The organism is Acinetobacter sp. YH12023, from assembly GCF_013420135.1.
GTDB classification, from domain to species: domain Bacteria; phylum Pseudomonadota; class Gammaproteobacteria; order Pseudomonadales; family Moraxellaceae; genus Acinetobacter; species Acinetobacter amyesii.
Genome location: NZ_VOYU01000003.1, coordinates 328,829 through 348,621 on the forward strand (window position 1 = coordinate 328,829; position 19,793 = coordinate 348,621).

Here is a 19,793-nt window from a genome sequence, read left to right on the forward strand (position 1 = left end):
CTATTCAGCACAATTGGGAAAAGGCATCATGAAAATTTAGCGACCTTTAAGACCTAAAATGGTGCCATACTGCGAAAAGCTACATATACATCTTTATCTTTTCGCACTAACTCACTGGTAAATTGACGCTTTCTTTCATTTAAAATAATTTCAATTTGCGCTTTAAAATAGTTCGACTGCACACCCAATTGTGAATTTAAAACTTCCCTATTTTCTGTGCTCACCTGTGCAAATGGCTCCATTGCCCATAAATCATTGATATTTTCGAAATGTTCAAATTTGGCAGCTTTTTGTTGCAAAGCTTGCTCAACTGCATTGACATCTAAACGATCATCCATAGTCGCTAACAAAAATGCAGGAGCGGTATTAATGTTTACCGTTGTTTCATGCGAGGGCAAGCTACTCACATAGGGCGCAATCAGTTTATATTGAGCACCTTCAAAACCACGGACTGATTTCAGTTCTTCCACACTATGAAATTTTGCATTTGGCGGTAGTGCCGCATTATTTAAACCACGATAGTACGCCAGCTCTGCTCCCATCGGGCCAGAAGTCTCATCATCTTCATCTTGCCAGTCAATCACGGCTTGACTTAATTCTGCGGGTAAACCAACACGCTGCAATATTTTTTCAAACCATAATTTTGCTTTGTCATTTACTACACCCTCTTCTGAAACCAAACTATTAAGGTTAAATTTTCCAGATTCGTCTTGGAGCACACCTGCAACAGTTCCACCTTCCACAGGAAAGGCTGGCATAGGCTGAGCCCAATTTTCTTGGAGGTGATCCACCTGCCCTGCATTTTCGGCATCATTTACCAAAAGTTCAGCAAAAAATGCTTCAGCACTTTTCGCATATAACATCGATTGATTTTGGCGCATCACATAAGCGGTATTTTCAGAAGTATTGGCTTGTTGTTTTGCGATGCCTGCTGCAACTATGGTTGCCAAAGCTACCATCATCAGGATAGTTAACAAAGCGATGCCACGTTGCTGTTTCATAAGCAACTCCGAACTTCAAATGCCTCTACTACCTGACCGCTAACCATTCTTATTTTTATCCAATAAAAAATCAGTATTTAACAAACTGAATAACCATTCGTAGTTTGTCCCATCAACTGTGAGCTGCATCCTGATACCCCGCGGTAACAGTTGTATGGTTTTTTCATTATTCAAATCAGCGGCAGCATCTGGCCAATTCTCTAACTCATTTGGATTGAGTACCGTGATTTTATATTGTTCAACATTATCCAGTAAAACACTCGAATCTGGCTGATCATGCCCCGTTTGGTTGAGATTTTTAAATTTTAGCCGATACAATTTTTTTTCATCAGCTTTGTATTGATATTCCACTCGCTCGTCAGGTGCAATGCCCTGATTTAATGGATCAGTGACACCTGTCTTACTGAAATTAAATCGGCCATTTTGCAATACTAACGCTGGTTGGATATCTCCATTAATATTGGCAGTTAAGGGCACAGCTTGTACTGTGTCTCTGAGAATTTGCTGATGGGCATCTTGCAACTGACTAAGCCTTGCCTCATGGGTTGCGTTTCGCTCCTTCACTTTCGAGACATAATCAAAAACCTTCCAACCCAAAGCAGACAGCACTGCGAAAATAGCAATCGCAACCAAAAGCTCAACTAAGGTAAATCCTGCTTGATTCTTCATTCCTTGCTGTACAAGCACAGGCATATCTTGAGATGTACGTTTTTTTCTAGTTATTATTTTCATCCAATGGAGCCTTATAGTTAAAGAACACTAAACTACTAATCCCTGCTTCAACATCGCCTGTTTCAGCATTCATCAAACTCACTTGGATATCAATCCGTTGTACATTTGGACTAATGGTGGCTTGGGCTTTTTTGTCAATTTGCCATTGTTCGCCTTGTTCAGTGACTTGTATAGATGCAGTACCTGTCATCCATTCACGATTGATTTCCATCTTAGCGATTTCATTCAACGCGACGAATTGTGCCTTATTTCTTAAAATTGCATGTGCTGTCGACTGTGTATATTGCATCGCAACATTAGACAAAGCCATTGCCGCCGTCGCAAAAATCGCCAATGCCACCATGACTTCAAGTAGCGTAAATCCTTTAGCCCGCATTGACTTTCCCTAAATGATCGATTTCGATTTCATTACCAATGGCACGTTCTTCAAAATAAAACTGTATACGCACAGGCTTTACCTCACCATTGCCCAACCAAATCAACTTAGGTGCATTGGTATTTAACAAATCATCATTATTGGCATTTTCATACTGCTGGTCTAAAGGCTGAATCGTAAAAGAGACATTTTCAGGTAATACTCGGGTTTCAAAGTTTTTATAGTTTTGCCATTTATTGTTCTGATTTAAAATACTATTTTCTACACGTTTTTGTTCTGGTAAATATTCTTGTACCGCATAGCTTTGGGTGTTGATATCCGTTCCAGCTTTTTGCTGTAGGGCCAATATCAAAGCTTGATCATTTGCATCGCGTAAAATTCGTTTTAGATCCATCACAAACACTTCACGTGCCTGCATGGCTTTGCGTTGATCTGTCCCACCGATATTCAAAAGCACCAATGAGGCCATGATGCCCATAATCACAATCACCACCATCAATTCTACGAGGGTGAAGCCACGAACCGATGATGGTGATGCACTTTTCATAAGCAGCCTTTAAGCGAATTGAGCAACCGCATGCACTTGTTTTGGTAAGGCCAAGGCTTGATCAATATAAGCAACCCGCAAGGTGTCTCTTGAACCCAAATAACGCTGATAAAAACTAGAGTTCAAAATTGCTGCAGCGCCATGTGTAAGTGACCAAATCGAAGCAAGATAATCACGTACTGGCATGCTACTTTGAATCGACTCCAAATAATGCTCAGTCATACGAATGATCAATCGTAGGCGTTGTTTGCGCACTTGATAAAGTTCACTAAACAAGTGTTGAATACCCACACCCGTTGTCGATAAACGCTCTTCAATTTGATGAAACAACACTGTACGTTCTGGGTGATGTAAGTGATGCAACATAAAGAAAGCAAGGTGTTCAGGAAAAGCTTTATCGGTGTCTTTAATCATTTCCAATAACATGCGTTCATTACGAATAATGAGCAACATATATAGTTCATCTTTACTTTGAAAATGTTTATATAACGTCCCTTTTGCCAAGTCGAGTTCTGCCGCTAGCGCATCTAGTGTCATCCCTGCTTCGCCATTTTCCAATAGCAGCTGCTCTGCCACTTGGAAAATTAATGCCTCTCTTGCTCTAAACTGAGCTTGACGATCCATCTTCACCCTATACTCTCTTACTCTTATATCAATTCAAATTATTTACTTAAGATTGAGGAGATTTTCAAAGTTTTGCATTGTAATGAAAGCCATCTCTTCAATTGACTTATCATATACATCACTTAAGGCTTTGGCTACATAAGGAACGTATTTTGGTTCATTAGACTTTCCTCTATAAGGCATCGGTGCAAGGTATGGGCTATCTGTTTCAATCAGCACGCGATCCAGTGGCACTTGCTTGGCCACATCACGCAAATCTTGTGCATTTTTAAAAGAAACAATGCCTGAAAATGACACGTAATAACCACAATCTAAGACCGCTTTTGCTGTTTCCCAATCTTCAGTAAAACAATGCAAAATCCCGTGAGTGGATTTCTCTGCACGGATAATATCCACCGTATCATGCTTTGCAGAACGAGTATGTACAACCACCGGTTTTTTCACGGCTTGCGATGCGCGAATATGGCGGGCAAAACATTCTTTTTGCTCTGCAACAAAGTCGGTACTATGAAAATAATCTAGCCCTGTTTCACCAATCGCCCAAACCTTTTCAGGTTGTGCTAATTCAATGAGATATTCTTCTGTTGCCCGAGCCATCGTTGCAGGATCTTCACATGGGTGCACCCCAACAGAATAACCTACATCAGCATGGCGTGAAGCAATTTTTGAAAGTTCGATATGGTCATCTAGATCAACCGAGATACTCATAAATTTTGAGACCCCGGCTTGACGAGCCTGATCCAATGCAAGATCTAAATTACCCTCATAAGGGCTTAAGTCAAGCATGGTTAAATGGCAATGGGTATCTACAAACACAATATGTACCTACAAGTCTTCACTGTTGTAACTACATAGTGTAACTTCTACGCCCCTCAGATTTAAGCCCTGCAAGTAAACGTTCTGCTTCTGTTTTGAAATAAACGCCTTTTTCGCCGCTTAATTGAATTCCAAAGCCTTGTGGTTTAATGCCATTTTGCTTTTGCGAAATCCAAATCACTTTTCCTGTCAAAGGAATTTTTATACTTTGTTCAGGCAAAGTCGCCAATAAGAAAACCTCATCACCCATTTTCACAGCTTGCTTTGATGGTACAAATAAACCGCCACCAACGACATAAGGCATGTAGCTCGCAAAAAGTGTTTCCACATCTGGAATATTAGCGTGAACAATCCCGCCCATACGTGGTTGCATGATGTTTCCCCTTAATTAAACATTCATCAGTTTGATGCAAAGCTCATCTACGACCAGATTCCCCTGTACGTTCTGCTCGATGAACCGCTTAGACTGCTGTAATTCTGTATAAATCCCAAAGAGTGTTTCGAGCGAATATTGCTCTGCCAACACCCCAAAATCCAAATCTATATTTTTTATGGATTGATTTAGCTTGACACAAATTATATCGGACAACAAGTATTCAAACATTTGACTAAAATCACTAAAACTCAGTGCTTTATTCCACTTGGTCGCAATTGCCATCGGCATGTTTTTTTGTGTCACAAGTTTTTGCCAATCTTGTAGAAACTCTTGGCGCATATTTAGCCATTCACTACTTGCCAATGAAATCGCTTGTAATGGCATTTGACTGGCTAAGTTCATGAGAACTTTGCGCTGGGTTTCACCACTATCGGGCAAATGCTGCTGTAAATATTGCTGTGATTGTTCGGGTTCAATACGATCCAATGCATAGTGCTGCATACGACTGCGAATGGTTGCCGGCAATTTCAAATAATGCTCTGCCAACAACATAATCACAATCCGCTCACCCGGCTCTTCTAGCGTTTTCAGCAACGCATTCGATGACGCAATGTTTAATGCTTCAGCGGGCTCAATCAACACAACTCGCCAACCGTCTACAGTTTGCTGCACAAAGGGCAATAAATCACGAATTTTTTCGATTTTAATTTTGGCGTTTTGCTTTTTATTGTCTTCATCTGTGCTGATGTGGACAAAATTTGGATGTGTATCTGACTTTAACCACTGGCAACTCCCACACTCACCACATGGCTCAGTTCGCTCATCACGTTTTTGACACAGCACCCATGCAAGAAATTGTTTTGCAAATGCCTCTTTACCGCAGCCTTTTTTGCCATACAAAAGCACGCCATGTCCCAATTGTGGAAAACGGCTGGTTAATGTATTCCATGTATTTTTCTGCCAAGGGTACACTTGCGCCACAATGTCATTTTGCATAAATCGTTTAACCTTATTCGAAGTTTGAAACATCCATTTGATTCAAACGATCAAGGTCAGCTTGAGTATCTACGCCCGGTGGTAGGTTCGCTTCTGCCACAGCAATGGCAATACGATGACCATTTTCCAAAACACGTAATTGTTCAAGGCTTTCTAATTTTTCCAGCACCCCCATATCCCAAGTGACATATTCTTGAAGCAGTTTTACGCGGTATGCATAAAGACCTAAATGACGAAAAGCTTGATCATGCAAGGTTTTTTCAGCTTGCTTTGCACTGTCTCGGTCATAAGGAATAGTCGCACGACTGAAATACAGCGCTTGATTATGCTTTGACATCACCACTTTGACGATACTGTCACGTTGGAACTCATCCAAACTATGAATCGGCTCACAGAGTGTCGACATTGAACATGTCGGCTGATCTACAAGTAATTGTGCAACTTGTTTTACCAATTGAGCGGGAAGCAAAGGTTCATCACCCTGTACGTTGACAATAATGTCATCACTCGCCCAACCTTTGATGCGTGCAACTTCACTTAAACGGTCTGTCCCAGATGGATGCTCTGCAGAGGTCAATACCACATCAACCCCTTCCGCACGACATACTGCTGCAATACGTTCATCATCTGTAGCAACACATAGATCATCGAATCCTGCAACTTTTTTGGCTTGATCGACTACACGTAAAATCATCGGACGGCCGTGAATTTCAAGCAATGGCTTACCTGGTAAACGTGAACTTGAAAAACGTGCAGGAATAACAATATGTTTCATAAATTAAATGCCTTCGGGAAGTTTCAGACCCAGTTGTTTCAACTGTGCATGCAAAGTTTCATAACACGCAGGTGATAACACTGCATCAACAGGAACAACCCATATTTCTCTTTTAAAATCTGGATTATTTTTGAGGATCGCTAAAATTTTAACTGCATCTTTTTCAGTGGTAATGATGGGATTGGCATCTTCAAACTGCAAATCACTCAGTTCATATTCATAATGATCTGGGAATTCATGACATTGAAATTGATGAATCCCCATATTTTCTAAAGTTTTATAAAATCGTTGCGGAAAGCCAATACCCACCACAGCATAAAAATCTTTATTTGCATCAAATGTCGTCACAAGATCTTTATTGAGCAAATAAGGCTGCGCCGCTTCTAGGTGCATATTCAGTGGAGAACTTGGATCTGCTGAATGTTCAATGACCGTTCCACTGGCAAGGCGCTTTTTCGGTTCACGCAAATAACCTTCGGGTAATAATTTTTCATTGCCTAAACCACGGTTATTATCCAGCACGATCCACTCCAACTGACGTTGAAGCGCCCAATGCTGCAAACCATCATCGCAGATGATCAAATCCAATTCATGCTTGGATAGTAGCAACTCAATACTTTGCTGGCGATTTGGACCGACCGCCATTGGCACACCTGTAGACTGAACGATTAAGCTCGGTTCATCACCCACGATTTCAGCCGTCGAGTCTAAATCGACATAAGCCGGAAATGGTCCTTGACCACCATAGCCACGACTGATCACACCAACACGCAGCTTTAAGCTATTCAAATAACTGACCAAATGAATGAGCAATGGGGTTTTACCACTTCCACCCACTGTGATATTTCCTATGACCATGACTGGAACAGGCGCTTTATAGCTTTGCTTAATACCTGATTGATAGAGCTTTTTATTGAGTAAAAAGCCGCCACGATAAAGCCATGACAAAGGTCTAAACACAATGAGCCACTTTGCCTGTTCATTCCAAGCATCCTGAATCAATTGTGCAAAAGACATGACTTAATTTTCCTCAAAATTACGCTGATGAAGTTGGTAATATGCACCACGTTGTGCCATCAATTCTGTATGCGAACCTTGTTCAATAATACGCCCTTTATCCATCACTACAATACAGTCTGCATTTTCAATGGTCGATAAACGATGCGCAATCACGATCGTGGTACGATCTTGCATCGCAGCGTCAAATGCTTGCTGAATGAAAAATTCAGATTCGTTATCTAGCGCACTGGTCGCTTCATCTAAAATTAAGATCGGTGCATTTTTCAAAATGGCACGTGCAATCGCAATCCGTTGACGTTGACCACCAGATAGATTTAAACCTTGGGCACCCAATGGTGTGTCATAACCTTGCGGTAAATCCATAATAAAATCATGTGCAAATGCAGCTTTGGCAGCAGCAATGACTTGCTCATCTGTTGCATGCTCGAGCTGTCCATAAGCAATATTTTCACGCACAGTACGGTTAAACAAAACCACTTGCTGATTGACCATCGAAATCTGAGTACGCAAGCTATTGAGTTCTATATCGTGAATATCATGCTGATCAAGCAACAATTGTCCAGAAGACACCTCTTGGTAACGCACCAACAGATTGACCAATGAAGTTTTACCTGCACCTGAACGCCCAACCAATGCAACGGTTTGCCCTGCATTAACTTTTAAATTGAAGTCATGAATCGCATGGTGACCATCAGCATAGATCAAATTGACATTTTTAAATTCGACATCACCTTTCAAAGCAGGCTTCAGCGTGCCGTTATTCACTTCTTCAGGCATATCTAGCAATTCAAAAACTGAATAAGCTGCTGCCATGCCTCGTTGTAGTTTTTCATTGACATCCGTCAAGGTTTTAATTGGCTTACTCAGCATACCTGCGGCAGTAATATAGGCAACAAACTCACCTGCTGTTGTATCTTGTAAAATCTCTGGGCGTAGCGCGATATACATCACGATACTGAGCGCGATCGACATAATCAGCTGAACAATCGGGCTATTGAGTTGCTGCACCACAACCATTTTTAAGCCGCGGCGTAAGTTCTCCATCGAGCTTTCATAAAAACGTTTTTGTTCATAATCTTGCCCTGCAAAGCCCTTCACCACTAGGTTGCCTTGCACTGTCTCTTGCACCACATGGTTAACATCACCCATGGTACTTTGTACTTGCATGGATAATTTACGCATGCGCTTCGATGCTTTACGGATGATCAGACCAATAATTGGGCCAAAAATCAAAATACACAGGGTTAAACGCCAATTGGTATAGAGCAAATAACCCAATAATGCGATGGTAATCAGACCCTGTTGTACAATCGTTTTCAGTGACTCAGACGATGCCGCCGTCAACTGTTCAACGTTATACATAATTTTTGCAGTGATATGACCGCTCGAATTATCTAAATAATATTGCGAAGGCAAACGCATGAGTTTTGCGAACACTTGCTGACGAATATTAAAAATTAAGTTTCGAGAAATCACTGCGGTAAAATATCCCCCCATGAACAAACCGAGTCCACGGAAGAACATCAATAAAACCACCAAGAGTGGAAATAAGGTTGTAAAGCTTTGATCTTTGTTTTGAATGGCTTCAATAATGCGTTCCAATAATTTTGCGACAGAAACTTCTGTCGCAGCATTAATACCGAAACCAAGCAAAACCAGCAGGCCGATTCCCCAAAAAGGTTTTAAATAACTTAATAGGCGTAAATAGACCTTAAAATCGTGCTTCACTAATAACCTCGAGTTGGAACTTTGGTACTGATGTTGATATTCACAAATCCAAGTTGACCTGCAACATCCATCACCCGAATCACATCCTGATGTGTTGCTTTTGCATCTGCGGCAATCACAAACATTAAATCACGACGATCATTGGCTGTCTGTTTAATTGCAGTATTCAAATCAGAGACTTCTTTACTCGCCAATGACTGACCATTGACAGAATAATGTCCTGTTGAATCCACCACAACTTCAATCTTTTGATCATAGTTTTTAGGTGGAACACCCTGTGCATCTGGCAAAGTCAGGTTCATTCGACTCATCTGGTTAAAGGTGGTCGAGAGCAACAAGAACACCAAAATGAACATCAAACAGTCAATCATCGGTGTGAGGTTGATATGAATATCTTCAACCTGACGACGTTTAAATTTCATGCGCAGTCTCCACTCAGCTGGCTTTCTGAATGTCCTGACTTTCTACTTCAGGTGTTTTTTTATAAAACAAAGCGGCATGAAATAATGTCGACTGCTGTTCTAACTCAGCCACATATTCCTGAACCAAACGTTGGAAATAACGATGCGCAAATAATGCAGGCACAGCAATTAACATACCGGCAGCCGTGGTAATCAAGGCTTTAGAAATACCTGGCATCATCAACACTGGATCACTATTGGTGCCTATATCAATCATTAAGAATGCTTCAATAATACCGATCACCGTACCCAACAAACCCAGTAACGGTGCAACAGCACTTAAAGTTCCCAAAAAGTTGATATTTTTTTCTAAATAACCAATTTCTTGTGACGCTGTGACTTCCATTTGCGCACGTGCATATTGCTCGTTTTGATCTTTACTAGCGTAACCTGCGCCCAATACACGACCCAATGTACTTTGCTGTAAAGTTGGACTTTGCTTTAGCTGCTGCACCACATCTTTCACCGATGTGTTTACATTCATCATCAAGTCTTTTGGCAACACCATTGATTTTTTTAAACGAATAAAACGCTCAATGGTAATGGCTACCGTAAAGATCGAACAAATGACGAGCGGGATCATTAACCACCCGCCCGCTTTGACTAATTCCCACATTTGATTTTCCCCAATAAATCGAATTTAAAAATTATTCAGCTAGACAAATATTTAAAATGCCATCTAGCTCTTCAAGAGTATGGTAGCTAATCACCAGCTTGCCTTTCCCTTGTTTATTATGATCAATTTTCACGTCTGCACTGAAACGGTCAGAGAGACGTTGTGTCAGTTGTTGAATGTCTGATGAAACACTTGGTTTAGCTTTCTGTTGTTTTGGTGCATTCAAATCACGAACAAATTGTTCGGTTTGACGTACAGACATACTTTTTTCAATCACCATTTCAGCAACTTTAAGCTGATCTTTGGCTTTTAGCGTCAAGATCGCACGTGCATGCCCCATATCGAGCAAACCTTGCTGCATAAAGTCTTTGACTTGATCCGCTAAAGACAAGAGGCGTAGCAAGTTACTAATCGTGGTACGTGCTTTACCGACCGTGTCAGCAATCTCTTGATGACTTAAACCAAATTCGTCATGGAAGCGTTGCAAAGCCATGGCTTGATCGATTGGGTTCAGATCTTGACGTTGAATGTTTTCAATCAATGCCAAGGCAATTGCCACTTGGTCACTCAAGTCACGAACAATGGCTGGAACTTCGGTTAAACCTGCAAGCTGAGCCGCACGCCAACGACGCTCACCTGCAATAATTTCGTAGGGATGCTTTTCATCTTCGACAGGACGAATGACGATTGGTTGCATGACGCCATGCTTTTCAATCGATGCAGCAAGTTCTTGTAAATCTTGTTCTTTAATGAAACGACGCGGTTGATACTCACCGCGTTTCAATAAATGCACATCAATTTGTTTTAACTGTCCATGATCTAAAGCTTTTGCTTCGAGCTGTAGTTTTTCTTTTTGGATTGAGCCGAGTAAGGCATCCAGACCACGACCTTTAGCCAGTCCGCGTTTTTTTACGGTCATGCTTTAGTTCCTTTTTTTACTTTGGTTTTTTTTAACATCTCAGCTGCCAAGTTCAAATAAGCAACTGCACCCTTCGAGCTTTTTTCAAAATAAATCACTGGTAAACCGTGCGCAGGCGCTTCAGCCAAACGAATATTACGCGGAATGACCGTGTCATAAAGTTTCTGACCGAAGTATTGTTCAAGCTCAGCAGACACATCACGTGTTAAGGCATTACGCGCATCGTACATGGTACGAAGCACACCCACGATCTCTAGATCTGGGTTTAAAGCTTGCTGAATACGGTCAATGGTTTGGGTTAGGTCAGCCAAACCTTCTAGGGCATAATATTCACACTGCATTGGAATCAGCACAGCACGTACCGCTGCAAGTGCATTGACAGTGATCAAACTTAAACTTGGTGCACAATCGACAATAATATAGTCGAAGTCTTTTTCGACGCTTGCCAACGCTTCACGCAAAATAAACTCACGACCGTCTTGATCTGCAATTGCAAGCTCAACGCCAGCTAGGTCACGGTTTGCACCTAAAACCTTATAGCCCACTTCCGCTTTATAAATAGCGGTTTCAATCGGCACTTCACCAAGTAAGACATCCGTGACTGAATACAACAAATCATTTTTTTGAATGCCCGAACCCATCGTGGCATTGCCTTGTGAATCCATGTCCACAAGTAAAACTCGTTTTTTTAATATGGCTAAAGATGCAGCCAAGTTCACAGCAGTTGTGGTTTTACCTACGCCACCCTTTTGGTTTGCAATCGCAATAATTTGAGCCATGGTAACCCCAGTCCTTTGAAAATTTTAAATACGTTTAAGAAAAATTAAATGACGCTGCTCATCAAGTCGTGGAACTTTTAATGCAACGATATCAATCTTGAAATCACTTTTCAGTGTTTCAACTTCTTCTTCAGGAATTAAGCCTTTCATCGACGCGATAATACTTTGCGCATGCATATACGGTTTAGACGCATCCACAAAATCCGTTAACGATGCAAAAGCACGACTGGTAATCACATCAAACTGCCCCAGTTCATTAATGCTGTCTTCATTTTCGACACGTGTTTGTACCGCAATGACATTTTTTAGTTTTAAGTCAGCAATAAATTGTTTTAAGAATCGAATTTTTTTACCGTTGGCATCTAAAAGCACACATTCACGTTCAGGCTGACACAGTGCAATGATCATGCCCGGCATGCCACCACCCGTACCGATATCCAATAAACGACCTGCAGGCAAATCATTTAGGATACTTAAGCTATCCAATAAATGCTTAACCAACATTTCTTTAGGATCACGAATAGCAGTCAAGTTATACGCTTTGTTCCACAGCACTAGGGCATCTTGGTATTTCAGCAATAGATTTAATGCTTCTTCACTCAAATCTAAGCCAAGCTTTTGACTACCTTGCTTTAAGTCTTGAAAAAAAGGATGCATAAAGAAGACATCTCAATAAAAATTAACTGAAGTATACCGATTTCTAAGCCGTGGAACAGTAGCTAACGCTTAGCGAATATGCACTTAATCGTACATGCCTTGGCGAATCTGTAGATCTAGATCACTTAAACGCTCAGGTGTGCCAACATCAACCCACGCAGTTTGCATTTTCTCTGCAGAAATTTTTCCATCCAACATAGCTTGTTTCAATAAAGGTGCGAGCGGACGCTTGCCAGCTTCCAATCCATTAAACATGTTTGGATGTATAACTGCGATTCCGCTATAGGTGAGTGCCTCGCCTGCATGTTCTTGCTCAAAGGTATAACTACGCCCAGCATCCAAGATAAAATCACCCTTTGGATGTTGCGCTGGGTTAGTCACATAGACCAAGTGTGCCAAGTCATCTTTTAGCTCAACATTGAGCAAGGCCGAAAAATCGTAGGTCGTCCAGACGTCACCATTCACCAAAATAAACGGTTCTGTCCCAAGCAAAGGTAAAGCATTAATAATGCCACCGGCTGTTTCCAGACCTTCCACTTCACGTGTCCAGCGAATATTCACACCAAACTGCGAACCATCACCCAAAGTACCAATCAGGATATCTGCAAGCCATGCAGAATTGATGATGATTTCAGTTACGCCAATTTTTTTTAGCTTTTCTATATGCCAAACAATCAGTGGTTTTCCACCCACTTCAAGCAAAGGCTTTGGCTTATACAATGTTAAAGGGCGCATCCGATTTCCGAGACCCGCAGCTAAAATCATGGCTTTCATTATGCAACAACCTCATAAGTGCCGTATTTGGCTTCAAATTTCGGCAATACTTTAGCGCGAATAAATTGCATAAAAGGTTGTAATTCTGCATATGGTTTACTTTCTTCAAGTAAATACCACATCACACGCGGCAAATCTTTGAGATAACCTGACTTACCATCACGCTCAAATAAGCGCACAAAAATGCCTAAAATTTTGATATGACGTTGAATCGCCATCAGGTCAGCGTCTTGTTTGAATTGCTCAAAGTTACGACCTTCTTTAGCCGATGCAGGTAGCAAATCATAGAACGTCTTAAACCATGCATAAACACGATCTGCATTCCACTGCACATAGGCATCACGTGTGATTGAGATCAAATCATAAGTATCTGCACCAATCACAGCATCTTGGAAGTCAATCACACCCTGATCTTGCTCACCATCAAGTACCATCAAATTACGGCTATGAAAATCACGATGCACAATCACTTGAGGCTGAGCCAATGCAGCATTGGCTAAGATAGCAAAGGTACGTTTAATAAGTGCCGATTCTTCTTCAGTAGGCTGCACTTGTAGAGATGGCAATAACCAATCGGTTAACAGCTCCATTTCAGAAATCAGCTTTTCATAGGTATATGCAGGAAAATGAGCAGTACCATCAATTGACTGTAATTGAATCAACTGTTTAAAACTTTGAGCATAATGTGCGTCTACTGTTTGATCATTTAACAGCGTCGACAACAAAACATCACCAAAATCTTCTAACAATAAGAAGCCTTGATCGAGGTCTTTGGCCACGATATGTGGTACACGCACGCCATGTGCATCAAAAAATTCATCAATCGACACAAAAGGACCACAATCTTCTTTTTCTGGTGGTGCATCCATGAGCATAAATGTTTTATTATTCAATTTGATTCGTGCATAACGACGGAAGCTTGCATCGCCTGCTAAGAAGTTAATTTCAAATTGATCTGAACCGAGTACAGATGAAATCCATGTTTGTATCAATTGTTCACGTTGTGTATTCATTTGCGATAAATTCTAATACAGGCTGAGTTTTTAAAGTGCTAAGTGTAGCTACTTATCAACTTTTTCTCTATGATGCGACAATAATTAATTGCGATTAAGCATACCTGGTTAATGAGACAAATGAAGCATCAGTTTAAATTTAATCCTTTAGCGACTGCGATCTTAACCCTTCTATGTGGTAGCTCGTTACCAAGCTATGCAGCACCTGTTTCAAACCCGTCCACGGATGACGATACAGAACAACTCAAACAAAACATTTCAGAAGCTTACCCTGGGCAGCAGTTCTTCGAACAATATTATGTCGATAAATCTGCACCTGAAGCACAGATTCGCAACACCAATCAATTAAGTTCAGCGTTTTGTACAGGCACTTGGATTACCCCAGTTGCTCCAACAACGAAAGCAGTCGCACCTGAAGATGCAACCTCTACCATTACCGCAGACTATGGTCATTTTGACCCGAATGGCGACTCCATTCTTGAAGGTAATGTTCTGATTGACCAAGAAGGTCGTCAAATTCGTGCCGATCAAATCAAAATTGATAAAACCCAAACCTATGCCAATGCTTCTGGCCGCGTGCAAATGGCACAATCTGGGCTGATTTCGCAAAGTGATTCGATTGATTACAATTTAAAAACCCAACAGGGTGATTTAAATAACAGCTTCTTTATTGCTGAACAGCAACATGCGCATGGTCGTGCTGAAAAAATTTCACGTACTTCAACTGAAACACTCGAATTAGAAAACGCTGTTTATACCACTTGTCCACCCGATGAAAAACCAACGTGGAAAATTCAAGCAGACAGAATTAAGCTGAATCAAGAAACTGGTCGTGGTGAAACCAAAGGAACAACACTTTATGTAAAAGATGTTCCTGTGATGGCTGTGCCCTATTTCAACTTCCCGATTGATGACCGTCGTACCACAGGTATTTTGACCCCAAGCTTTGGTTTTACCAATGATGGTGGTGTTGAACTTGCCGTTCCCGTCTATCTCAACCTTGCACCAAACTATGATGCAACGGTCACACCACGTTACATTGCAGACCGCGGTCCAATGATGGAAGGCGAATTCCGCTATCTCACTGAAAACTTTGGTTCAGGGATGGTGTGGGGTGGTTATTTACCATCCGACCAAAAGTATGATGATCAGGATCGTAAAGACTTACATTTCCTACATAACTGGAAAATTAACGATCAATTCACGACAAATTTAGAATACAATTATGCATCTGATAAAGACTATTTCTCAGATCTCAATAATAATCCAAACTCAAAAACTGACCTGAACTTACGCCGTGCATGGGAACTCAATTATAAAAATGGTATCCCTGGCCTAAAAGCACAGCTTAAAGTGGAAGACTTCCAAACACTGGATAAAACTGTCAGTGATGAAGACCGTCCATATGCGCGCTTGCCACAATTCCTACTGAACTACAAGACTGGTAATCCGCTCGGCTTACAGTACGAATTTAACAATGATACGGCTTACTTCAAAAAGAACTTACGTAGTAATAATATTCCAAGCAATACTGGCGATTCGCCAATGTATGAGCCAAGCGGCGCACGTATTTATAACGACTTTAGTGTACGTTATAACTATCGTAACCCATGGTCTTTTGTAATACCAGAAGTGTCTATTCGCAACGTTAACACGATTTACGATCAAGACACCGTTAATGCACAAAACATTAGTTCATCAAATGAAAGTAAATCGGTCGTTGTACCGCAATTTACTTTAGATGCGGGTCTTGTGATGGAGCGCGAAGGTCGTTATCTACAAACCCTAACGCCACGCTTCTTCTATGCATATTCTCCATACAAAAACCAAGACACTAACCCGAACTTTGACTCAACCACAGCGTCAATTAATTATGACCAGTTATTTAGTCCGCGTCGGTTCTATGGTAATGACCGTTTAGAAGACAACAACTTCGCATCTCTAGGCTTGAGCTATAGTTTATTTGATGATGTTGGTCTTGAGCGTTTAAAAGCTAGCGTTGGTCAAAGTTTCTATTTTGAAGACCGTCGTGTCACACTGAACAACGTCTCTGATAAATTTGATACCGAACGCCATACCGGCCCTGTCGTGAGCATTTCTAGCCAACTATCTGACAGCATCAGTGTGAATGCCAATTCAGCATGGATGGCGAATGGTGATAATGCTCAGCGCGATATTCAAATGTATTACACAGGAAATAAAGGCAATTTATACAATGTCGGTTATTTCTATCGTAAAGACATTCCTAACCGCCAAGACAGCTATGACCAAGCAGTAGCATCGTTTATTCAACCTATACACAATAACTGGCGTATTATTGGTCATGCACAATATGACCTCGACAACAGTATTGCGCGTGAATATTTACTTGGTGTGAACTACGAGTCATGCTGCTGGGGTGTTTCAGTTTATGGTCGTTCGTACTATAACGATTTAGATGATGTAACATCTTCAGATGTTAAACCAAAACGTGCCATTATGGCGGAGTTCACCCTAAAAGGTTTAGGTGGCTTCAACAATAAATTAACCTCTTTGCTTGAAAACCGAGTGTTGGGTTTTAACAATATTAATCAATCTTGGACAGAACGTTAATGAAGACAAAACAGTTAAAACAAATTTTTAAAGCGTCAGCCTTGGCACTTTGCCTATCGACTTCTGTATCTGTATTTGCTGCTGCGCAACCTAAAGATGAAATTGTAGCTGTCGTTGACAATAGCGTGATTCTACGTAGTGATCTTGATCAAAGCATTGCCGAGATCACTCACCAATTTCAAGCAAAAAAACAAACCGTCCCACCGACTGAATACTTGCAGCAACAAGCTTTAGAACAGCTGATTTCGCGCCAAGCACAGCTTGAACAAGTGAAACGCTATAACGTCAAAGCGGATGAAAAATCACTCAATGAAGCCGTACTTAAAGTTGCGAAAGATGCCGGCTCTCCAAGCTTAGAAGCGTTTCAGCAAAAATTAGATGCTGTTGCACCAAATACCTATGCAGGTTTACGTGCACGTATCGCTGAAGACATCGCTTTACAACGTCTACGCCAACAGTTGGTCACTTCTCGCATTCAAATCAGTGACCAAGATGTGAAAAACTTCTTAAGCTCACCACAAGGTCAAGCTGCGTTAGGTAATCAAGTTCATGTCTTACATGTACGTGTAGCTAGCAGTGATAATGCCGTTAAAATCGCGGAAGAAATTCGTAAAGAACTTGCAGCAAGCAACGATGTAAAAGCGATTACTAGCAAATACAGCACCAAAGACATTAAAGTTGACGGTGCCGATATGGGCTTCCGCAACTTATCTGATATTCCAGATGAACTTGCTGCACGTGTAGCACCTTTGCAAGTTGGTCAAACCACTGAACTAATTTCAGTACGTGATGGCGTTCATGTTTTAAAATTGGTCGACCGTAAAAGTGGAGAACAAAAAGCCATTGTTCCTCAATACCAAACTCGCCATATCCTGATTCAACCATCTGAGGTCGTGAGTCCTGAAAATGCCAAGCAAATGATCGACAACTTGTATAATCGCCTGCAAAAGGGTGAAGATTTTGCGGTCTTGGCTTCAACGTTCTCGAATGACACTGGTTCTGCTGCCAATGGTGGTAGTTTAGGTTGGGTTAGCCCAGGTGTGATGGTTCCAGAATTTGAAGCAATGATGAAATCAACAGCGAAAGGTGAAATCAGCAAGCCTTTTCAGTCACAGTTTGGTTGGCACATCCTTCAAGTGACCGATACACGTCAACAAGATATGACACATGAAGTACAAGAACGTATGGCCCGTCAGATTTTAGGTGAGCGTCAATTTGACACTGAACTGGACAGCTGGTTACGTGAAATTCGCAACAATGCCTATGTTGAAATTAAAGATCCTACTCTAGATCGTAAAAAGAAATAAGTGAATAAACAAAAAACCAGCTTCGGCTGGTTTTTTATGTCGATTCTTATCATCATTCAGCACTTTAGTAATTATTACATACCCTTTGTGAAAACAATCTACTCTTTTATAGGCAAAAAAAACCTCCCATTTGGGAGGTTTTTTTAATTCAATTAACGATTGTTGTTTTCGTCGTCTTGAGCATCTTCAAATTTAGTTTCACCATCAAAACCAGCATTTTGACCGCCGAAGCCACTTTGACCGCCAAAGCCACCTTGACCACCGAAGCCACCTTGAGCGCTAAAGCCACCTTGACCACCGAAGCCACCTTGACCACCGAAGCCACCTTGACCACCAAAGCCACCTTGACCACCGAAGCCACCTTGTTGACCGCCGAAGCCGCCTTGTTGACCACCGAAGCCGGCAGCGCCTTGAGCACCAGCAGGAGCACCAGCAGGACGTGGGTTACGTGCTGGAACAACAGTTGAAATAGCGTGTTTGTAAACCATTTGGCTTACAGTATTTTTTAATAAAACAACGTATTGGTCGAAAGATTCAATATGACCTTGTAATTTAATACCGTTGACAAGGAAGATCGACACAGGAATACGTTCTTTACGGAGAGAATTTAAGAACGGATCTTGTAAAGTTTGACCTTTAGACATGTTATAACTCCAAAAAATAATAAAAATCAGCGCAAAAGCTACCTTTACTTTTCAATTAAAAATTATCAAAAAGGTAGTCTGTAAATTTTGCTTTATCCGTAGCACTTTCGCAAGTCTTCTTGAGCCTGCTGCGCAGTTAAATATGTAGTAAATTTATGCGTTTCTTGCAAAGATCTTAACCAAGTATATTGACGTTTTGCAAGTTGTCGTGTTGCAAAAAGTGCCTTATCCTCCATTTCACGCTGTTTTTCGCTACTTTGATCACTATTTTTCAAAAAATCTAAAGCTTGACGATATCCAACTGAACGCATAGAGGGTAAATTTTCATCTAAATCGTATTTTTCAATGAGAGCTTTCACTTCATTCAAAAATCCAATTTCCCACATTATTTTTAGACGTTGAGCTATACGCTCATGTAATTCTAATCGGTCTGGCAATAATGCGTAATTATGAAAATTGTAACGGTATGGTACGTTTTTAGGTTGCTCAGCTTGTAACTGCGTAATGGGTTTACCTGTTAATTTAAAAACTTCGAGCGCACGGATAATTCGTTGCTTATCACTCGGTTTAAATTTTTCACCTGCCAATGAGTCTACATTGCACAGTTCTGCATATACAGCATCCCAACCTTGCGACTTAGCTTTGGCTTCAATTTCAGCACGTACAGCATAGTCTGCACTTGGTAAGTTTGAAGACAACCCTTCCAATAAAGCCTTGTAATACAACATTGTACCACCGACTAAAATCGGTGTTTTACCTCGTACATGCATATCATCAATCAGTACACACGCATCTTCCACAAAGTTCGCTGCCGAATACACTTCTAGCGGACTGATAATATCAATCAAATGATGTGGATATTTCTCCAACTCAGCTTTACTCGGCTTGGCCGTACCAATATCCATATCCTGAAAAACCAAAGCAGAATCGACTGAAATTAATTCGAATCCACCTTGCTCGTATAACTCACATGCCAAGGCGGTTTTACCGCTTGCAGTTGGTCCCATTAAGTTGATGACCGGCAATTGATTTGACATGTA

General features: G+C 41.1%; 22 protein-coding genes. 2 read left to right on the top strand and 20 right to left on the bottom strand.

Features of this window, described 5'->3' with window-relative positions:
- Nucleotides 1-53: 53 nt before the first annotated feature.
- From gspK to FTT92_RS04690, 18 genes are all read right to left on the bottom strand, one after another.
- On the bottom strand, nt 54-1,001 hold the full coding sequence (gspK, locus tag FTT92_RS04605) for a type II secretion system minor pseudopilin GspK (protein ID WP_078193662.1): 948 nt from the start codon (nt 999-1,001) through the stop codon (nt 54-56).
- Between the two features lie 39 nt (nt 1,002-1,040).
- Nucleotides 1,041-1,670, bottom strand: coding sequence for a type II secretion system minor pseudopilin GspJ (gspJ, locus tag FTT92_RS04610; protein ID WP_111885090.1), 630 nt, complete (start codon nt 1,668-1,670; stop codon nt 1,041-1,043).
- Between the two features lie 46 nt (nt 1,671-1,716).
- Nucleotides 1,717-2,109: a type II secretion system minor pseudopilin GspI gene (gene gspI, locus FTT92_RS04615; protein WP_180171547.1), complete on the bottom strand. Its 393-nt coding sequence runs from the start codon at nt 2,107-2,109 to the stop codon at nt 1,717-1,719.
- Nucleotides 2,099-2,656: a type II secretion system protein gene (locus FTT92_RS04620; RefSeq protein WP_180171548.1), complete on the bottom strand. Its 558-nt coding sequence runs from the start codon at nt 2,654-2,656 to the stop codon at nt 2,099-2,101. The genes gspI and FTT92_RS04620 overlap by 11 nt, the downstream gene beginning before the upstream one ends.
- A gap of 9 nt (nt 2,657-2,665) precedes the next feature.
- Nucleotides 2,666-3,280 (bottom strand): TetR/AcrR family transcriptional regulator, encoded by a 615-nt coding sequence (locus FTT92_RS04625; RefSeq protein WP_078193665.1) that lies wholly within the window; start codon nt 3,278-3,280, stop codon nt 2,666-2,668.
- A gap of 42 nt (nt 3,281-3,322) precedes the next feature.
- Nucleotides 3,323-4,096 carry a TatD family hydrolase gene (locus FTT92_RS04630; protein ID WP_180022528.1) on the bottom strand — a complete coding sequence of 258 codons (774 nt, stop codon included), beginning with the start codon at nt 4,094-4,096 and terminating at the stop codon, nt 3,323-3,325.
- Between the two features lie 31 nt (nt 4,097-4,127).
- Complete coding sequence (locus tag FTT92_RS04635; RefSeq protein ID WP_111885061.1) at nt 4,128-4,469, bottom strand: PilZ domain-containing protein; 342 nt, start codon at nt 4,467-4,469, stop codon at nt 4,128-4,130.
- 15 nt (nt 4,470-4,484) lie between these two features.
- Nucleotides 4,485-5,468 (bottom strand): DNA polymerase III subunit delta', encoded by a 984-nt coding sequence (locus tag FTT92_RS04640; protein WP_111885062.1) that lies wholly within the window; start codon nt 5,466-5,468, stop codon nt 4,485-4,487.
- A 13-nt stretch (nt 5,469-5,481) separates the two neighbouring features.
- Nucleotides 5,482-6,243: a 3-deoxy-manno-octulosonate cytidylyltransferase gene (kdsB, locus tag FTT92_RS04645; RefSeq protein WP_180171549.1), complete on the bottom strand. Its 762-nt coding sequence runs from the start codon at nt 6,241-6,243 to the stop codon at nt 5,482-5,484.
- Nucleotides 6,244-6,246: 3 nt separating this feature from the next.
- On the bottom strand, nt 6,247-7,260 hold the full coding sequence (gene lpxK / locus FTT92_RS04650; protein WP_180171550.1) for a tetraacyldisaccharide 4'-kinase: 1,014 nt from the start codon (nt 7,258-7,260) through the stop codon (nt 6,247-6,249).
- 3 nt (nt 7,261-7,263) lie between these two features.
- Nucleotides 7,264-8,991 carry a lipid A export permease/ATP-binding protein MsbA gene (gene msbA, locus FTT92_RS04655; protein ID WP_180007340.1) on the bottom strand — a complete coding sequence of 576 codons (1,728 nt, stop codon included), beginning with the start codon at nt 8,989-8,991 and terminating at the stop codon, nt 7,264-7,266.
- Entirely contained in the window at nt 8,991-9,413 is a 423-nt protein-coding gene (locus FTT92_RS04660) for a biopolymer transporter ExbD (RefSeq protein WP_078193671.1), read from the bottom strand. Before FTT92_RS04660 ends, msbA begins: the two co-directional genes overlap by 1 nt.
- A gap of 13 nt (nt 9,414-9,426) precedes the next feature.
- On the bottom strand, nt 9,427-10,068 hold the full coding sequence (locus FTT92_RS04665; RefSeq protein ID WP_078188956.1) for a MotA/TolQ/ExbB proton channel family protein: 642 nt from the start codon (nt 10,066-10,068) through the stop codon (nt 9,427-9,429).
- Nucleotides 10,069-10,099: 31 nt separating this feature from the next.
- The gene (locus FTT92_RS04670; protein WP_168378888.1) at nt 10,100-10,987 is read right to left on the bottom strand and encodes a ParB/RepB/Spo0J family partition protein; all 888 of its coding nucleotides are present in this window, start codon (nt 10,985-10,987) and stop codon (nt 10,100-10,102) included.
- Nucleotides 10,984-11,766, bottom strand: coding sequence for a ParA family protein (locus FTT92_RS04675; RefSeq protein WP_078188958.1), 783 nt, complete (start codon nt 11,764-11,766; stop codon nt 10,984-10,986). Before FTT92_RS04675 ends, FTT92_RS04670 begins: the two co-directional genes overlap by 4 nt.
- Nucleotides 11,767-11,790: 24 nt before the next feature.
- Nucleotides 11,791-12,423 carry a 16S rRNA (guanine(527)-N(7))-methyltransferase RsmG gene (gene rsmG, locus FTT92_RS04680; RefSeq protein ID WP_180003083.1) on the bottom strand — a complete coding sequence of 211 codons (633 nt, stop codon included), beginning with the start codon at nt 12,421-12,423 and terminating at the stop codon, nt 11,791-11,793.
- An 84-nt stretch (nt 12,424-12,507) separates the two neighbouring features.
- Nucleotides 12,508-13,197 carry an N-acetylmuramate alpha-1-phosphate uridylyltransferase MurU gene (murU, locus tag FTT92_RS04685; RefSeq protein ID WP_180171551.1) on the bottom strand — a complete coding sequence of 230 codons (690 nt, stop codon included), beginning with the start codon at nt 13,195-13,197 and terminating at the stop codon, nt 12,508-12,510.
- Complete coding sequence (locus FTT92_RS04690) at nt 13,197-14,210, bottom strand: aminoglycoside phosphotransferase family protein (protein WP_180077623.1); 1,014 nt, start codon at nt 14,208-14,210, stop codon at nt 13,197-13,199. The genes murU and FTT92_RS04690 overlap by 1 nt, the downstream gene beginning before the upstream one ends.
- Nucleotides 14,211-14,330: 120 nt before the next feature.
- Here FTT92_RS04690 and FTT92_RS04695 point away from each other — a divergent pair, with 120 nt between their 5' ends.
- Together FTT92_RS04695 and FTT92_RS04700 are read left to right on the top strand one after the other, a co-directional pair.
- The gene (locus FTT92_RS04695; RefSeq protein ID WP_180171552.1) at nt 14,331-16,802 is read left to right on the top strand and encodes an LPS-assembly protein LptD; all 2,472 of its coding nucleotides are present in this window, start codon (nt 14,331-14,333) and stop codon (nt 16,800-16,802) included.
- Nucleotides 16,802-18,109, top strand: coding sequence for a peptidylprolyl isomerase (locus FTT92_RS04700; protein WP_180155318.1), 1,308 nt, complete (start codon nt 16,802-16,804; stop codon nt 18,107-18,109). The genes FTT92_RS04695 and FTT92_RS04700 overlap by 1 nt, the downstream gene beginning before the upstream one ends.
- A gap of 152 nt (nt 18,110-18,261) precedes the next feature.
- Here the strand turns inward: FTT92_RS04700 and hfq are convergent, their stop codons facing one another.
- Both hfq and miaA read right to left on the bottom strand, forming a co-directional pair.
- Entirely contained in the window at nt 18,262-18,753 is a 492-nt protein-coding gene (gene hfq / locus FTT92_RS04705) for an RNA chaperone Hfq (RefSeq protein WP_180171553.1), read from the bottom strand.
- A 92-nt stretch (nt 18,754-18,845) separates the two neighbouring features.
- Nucleotides 18,846-19,790, bottom strand: a complete 945-nt coding sequence (gene miaA / locus FTT92_RS04710; RefSeq protein WP_180171554.1) for a tRNA (adenosine(37)-N6)-dimethylallyltransferase MiaA — start codon at nt 19,788-19,790, stop codon at nt 18,846-18,848.
- Nucleotides 19,791-19,793: the final 3 nt, after the last annotated feature.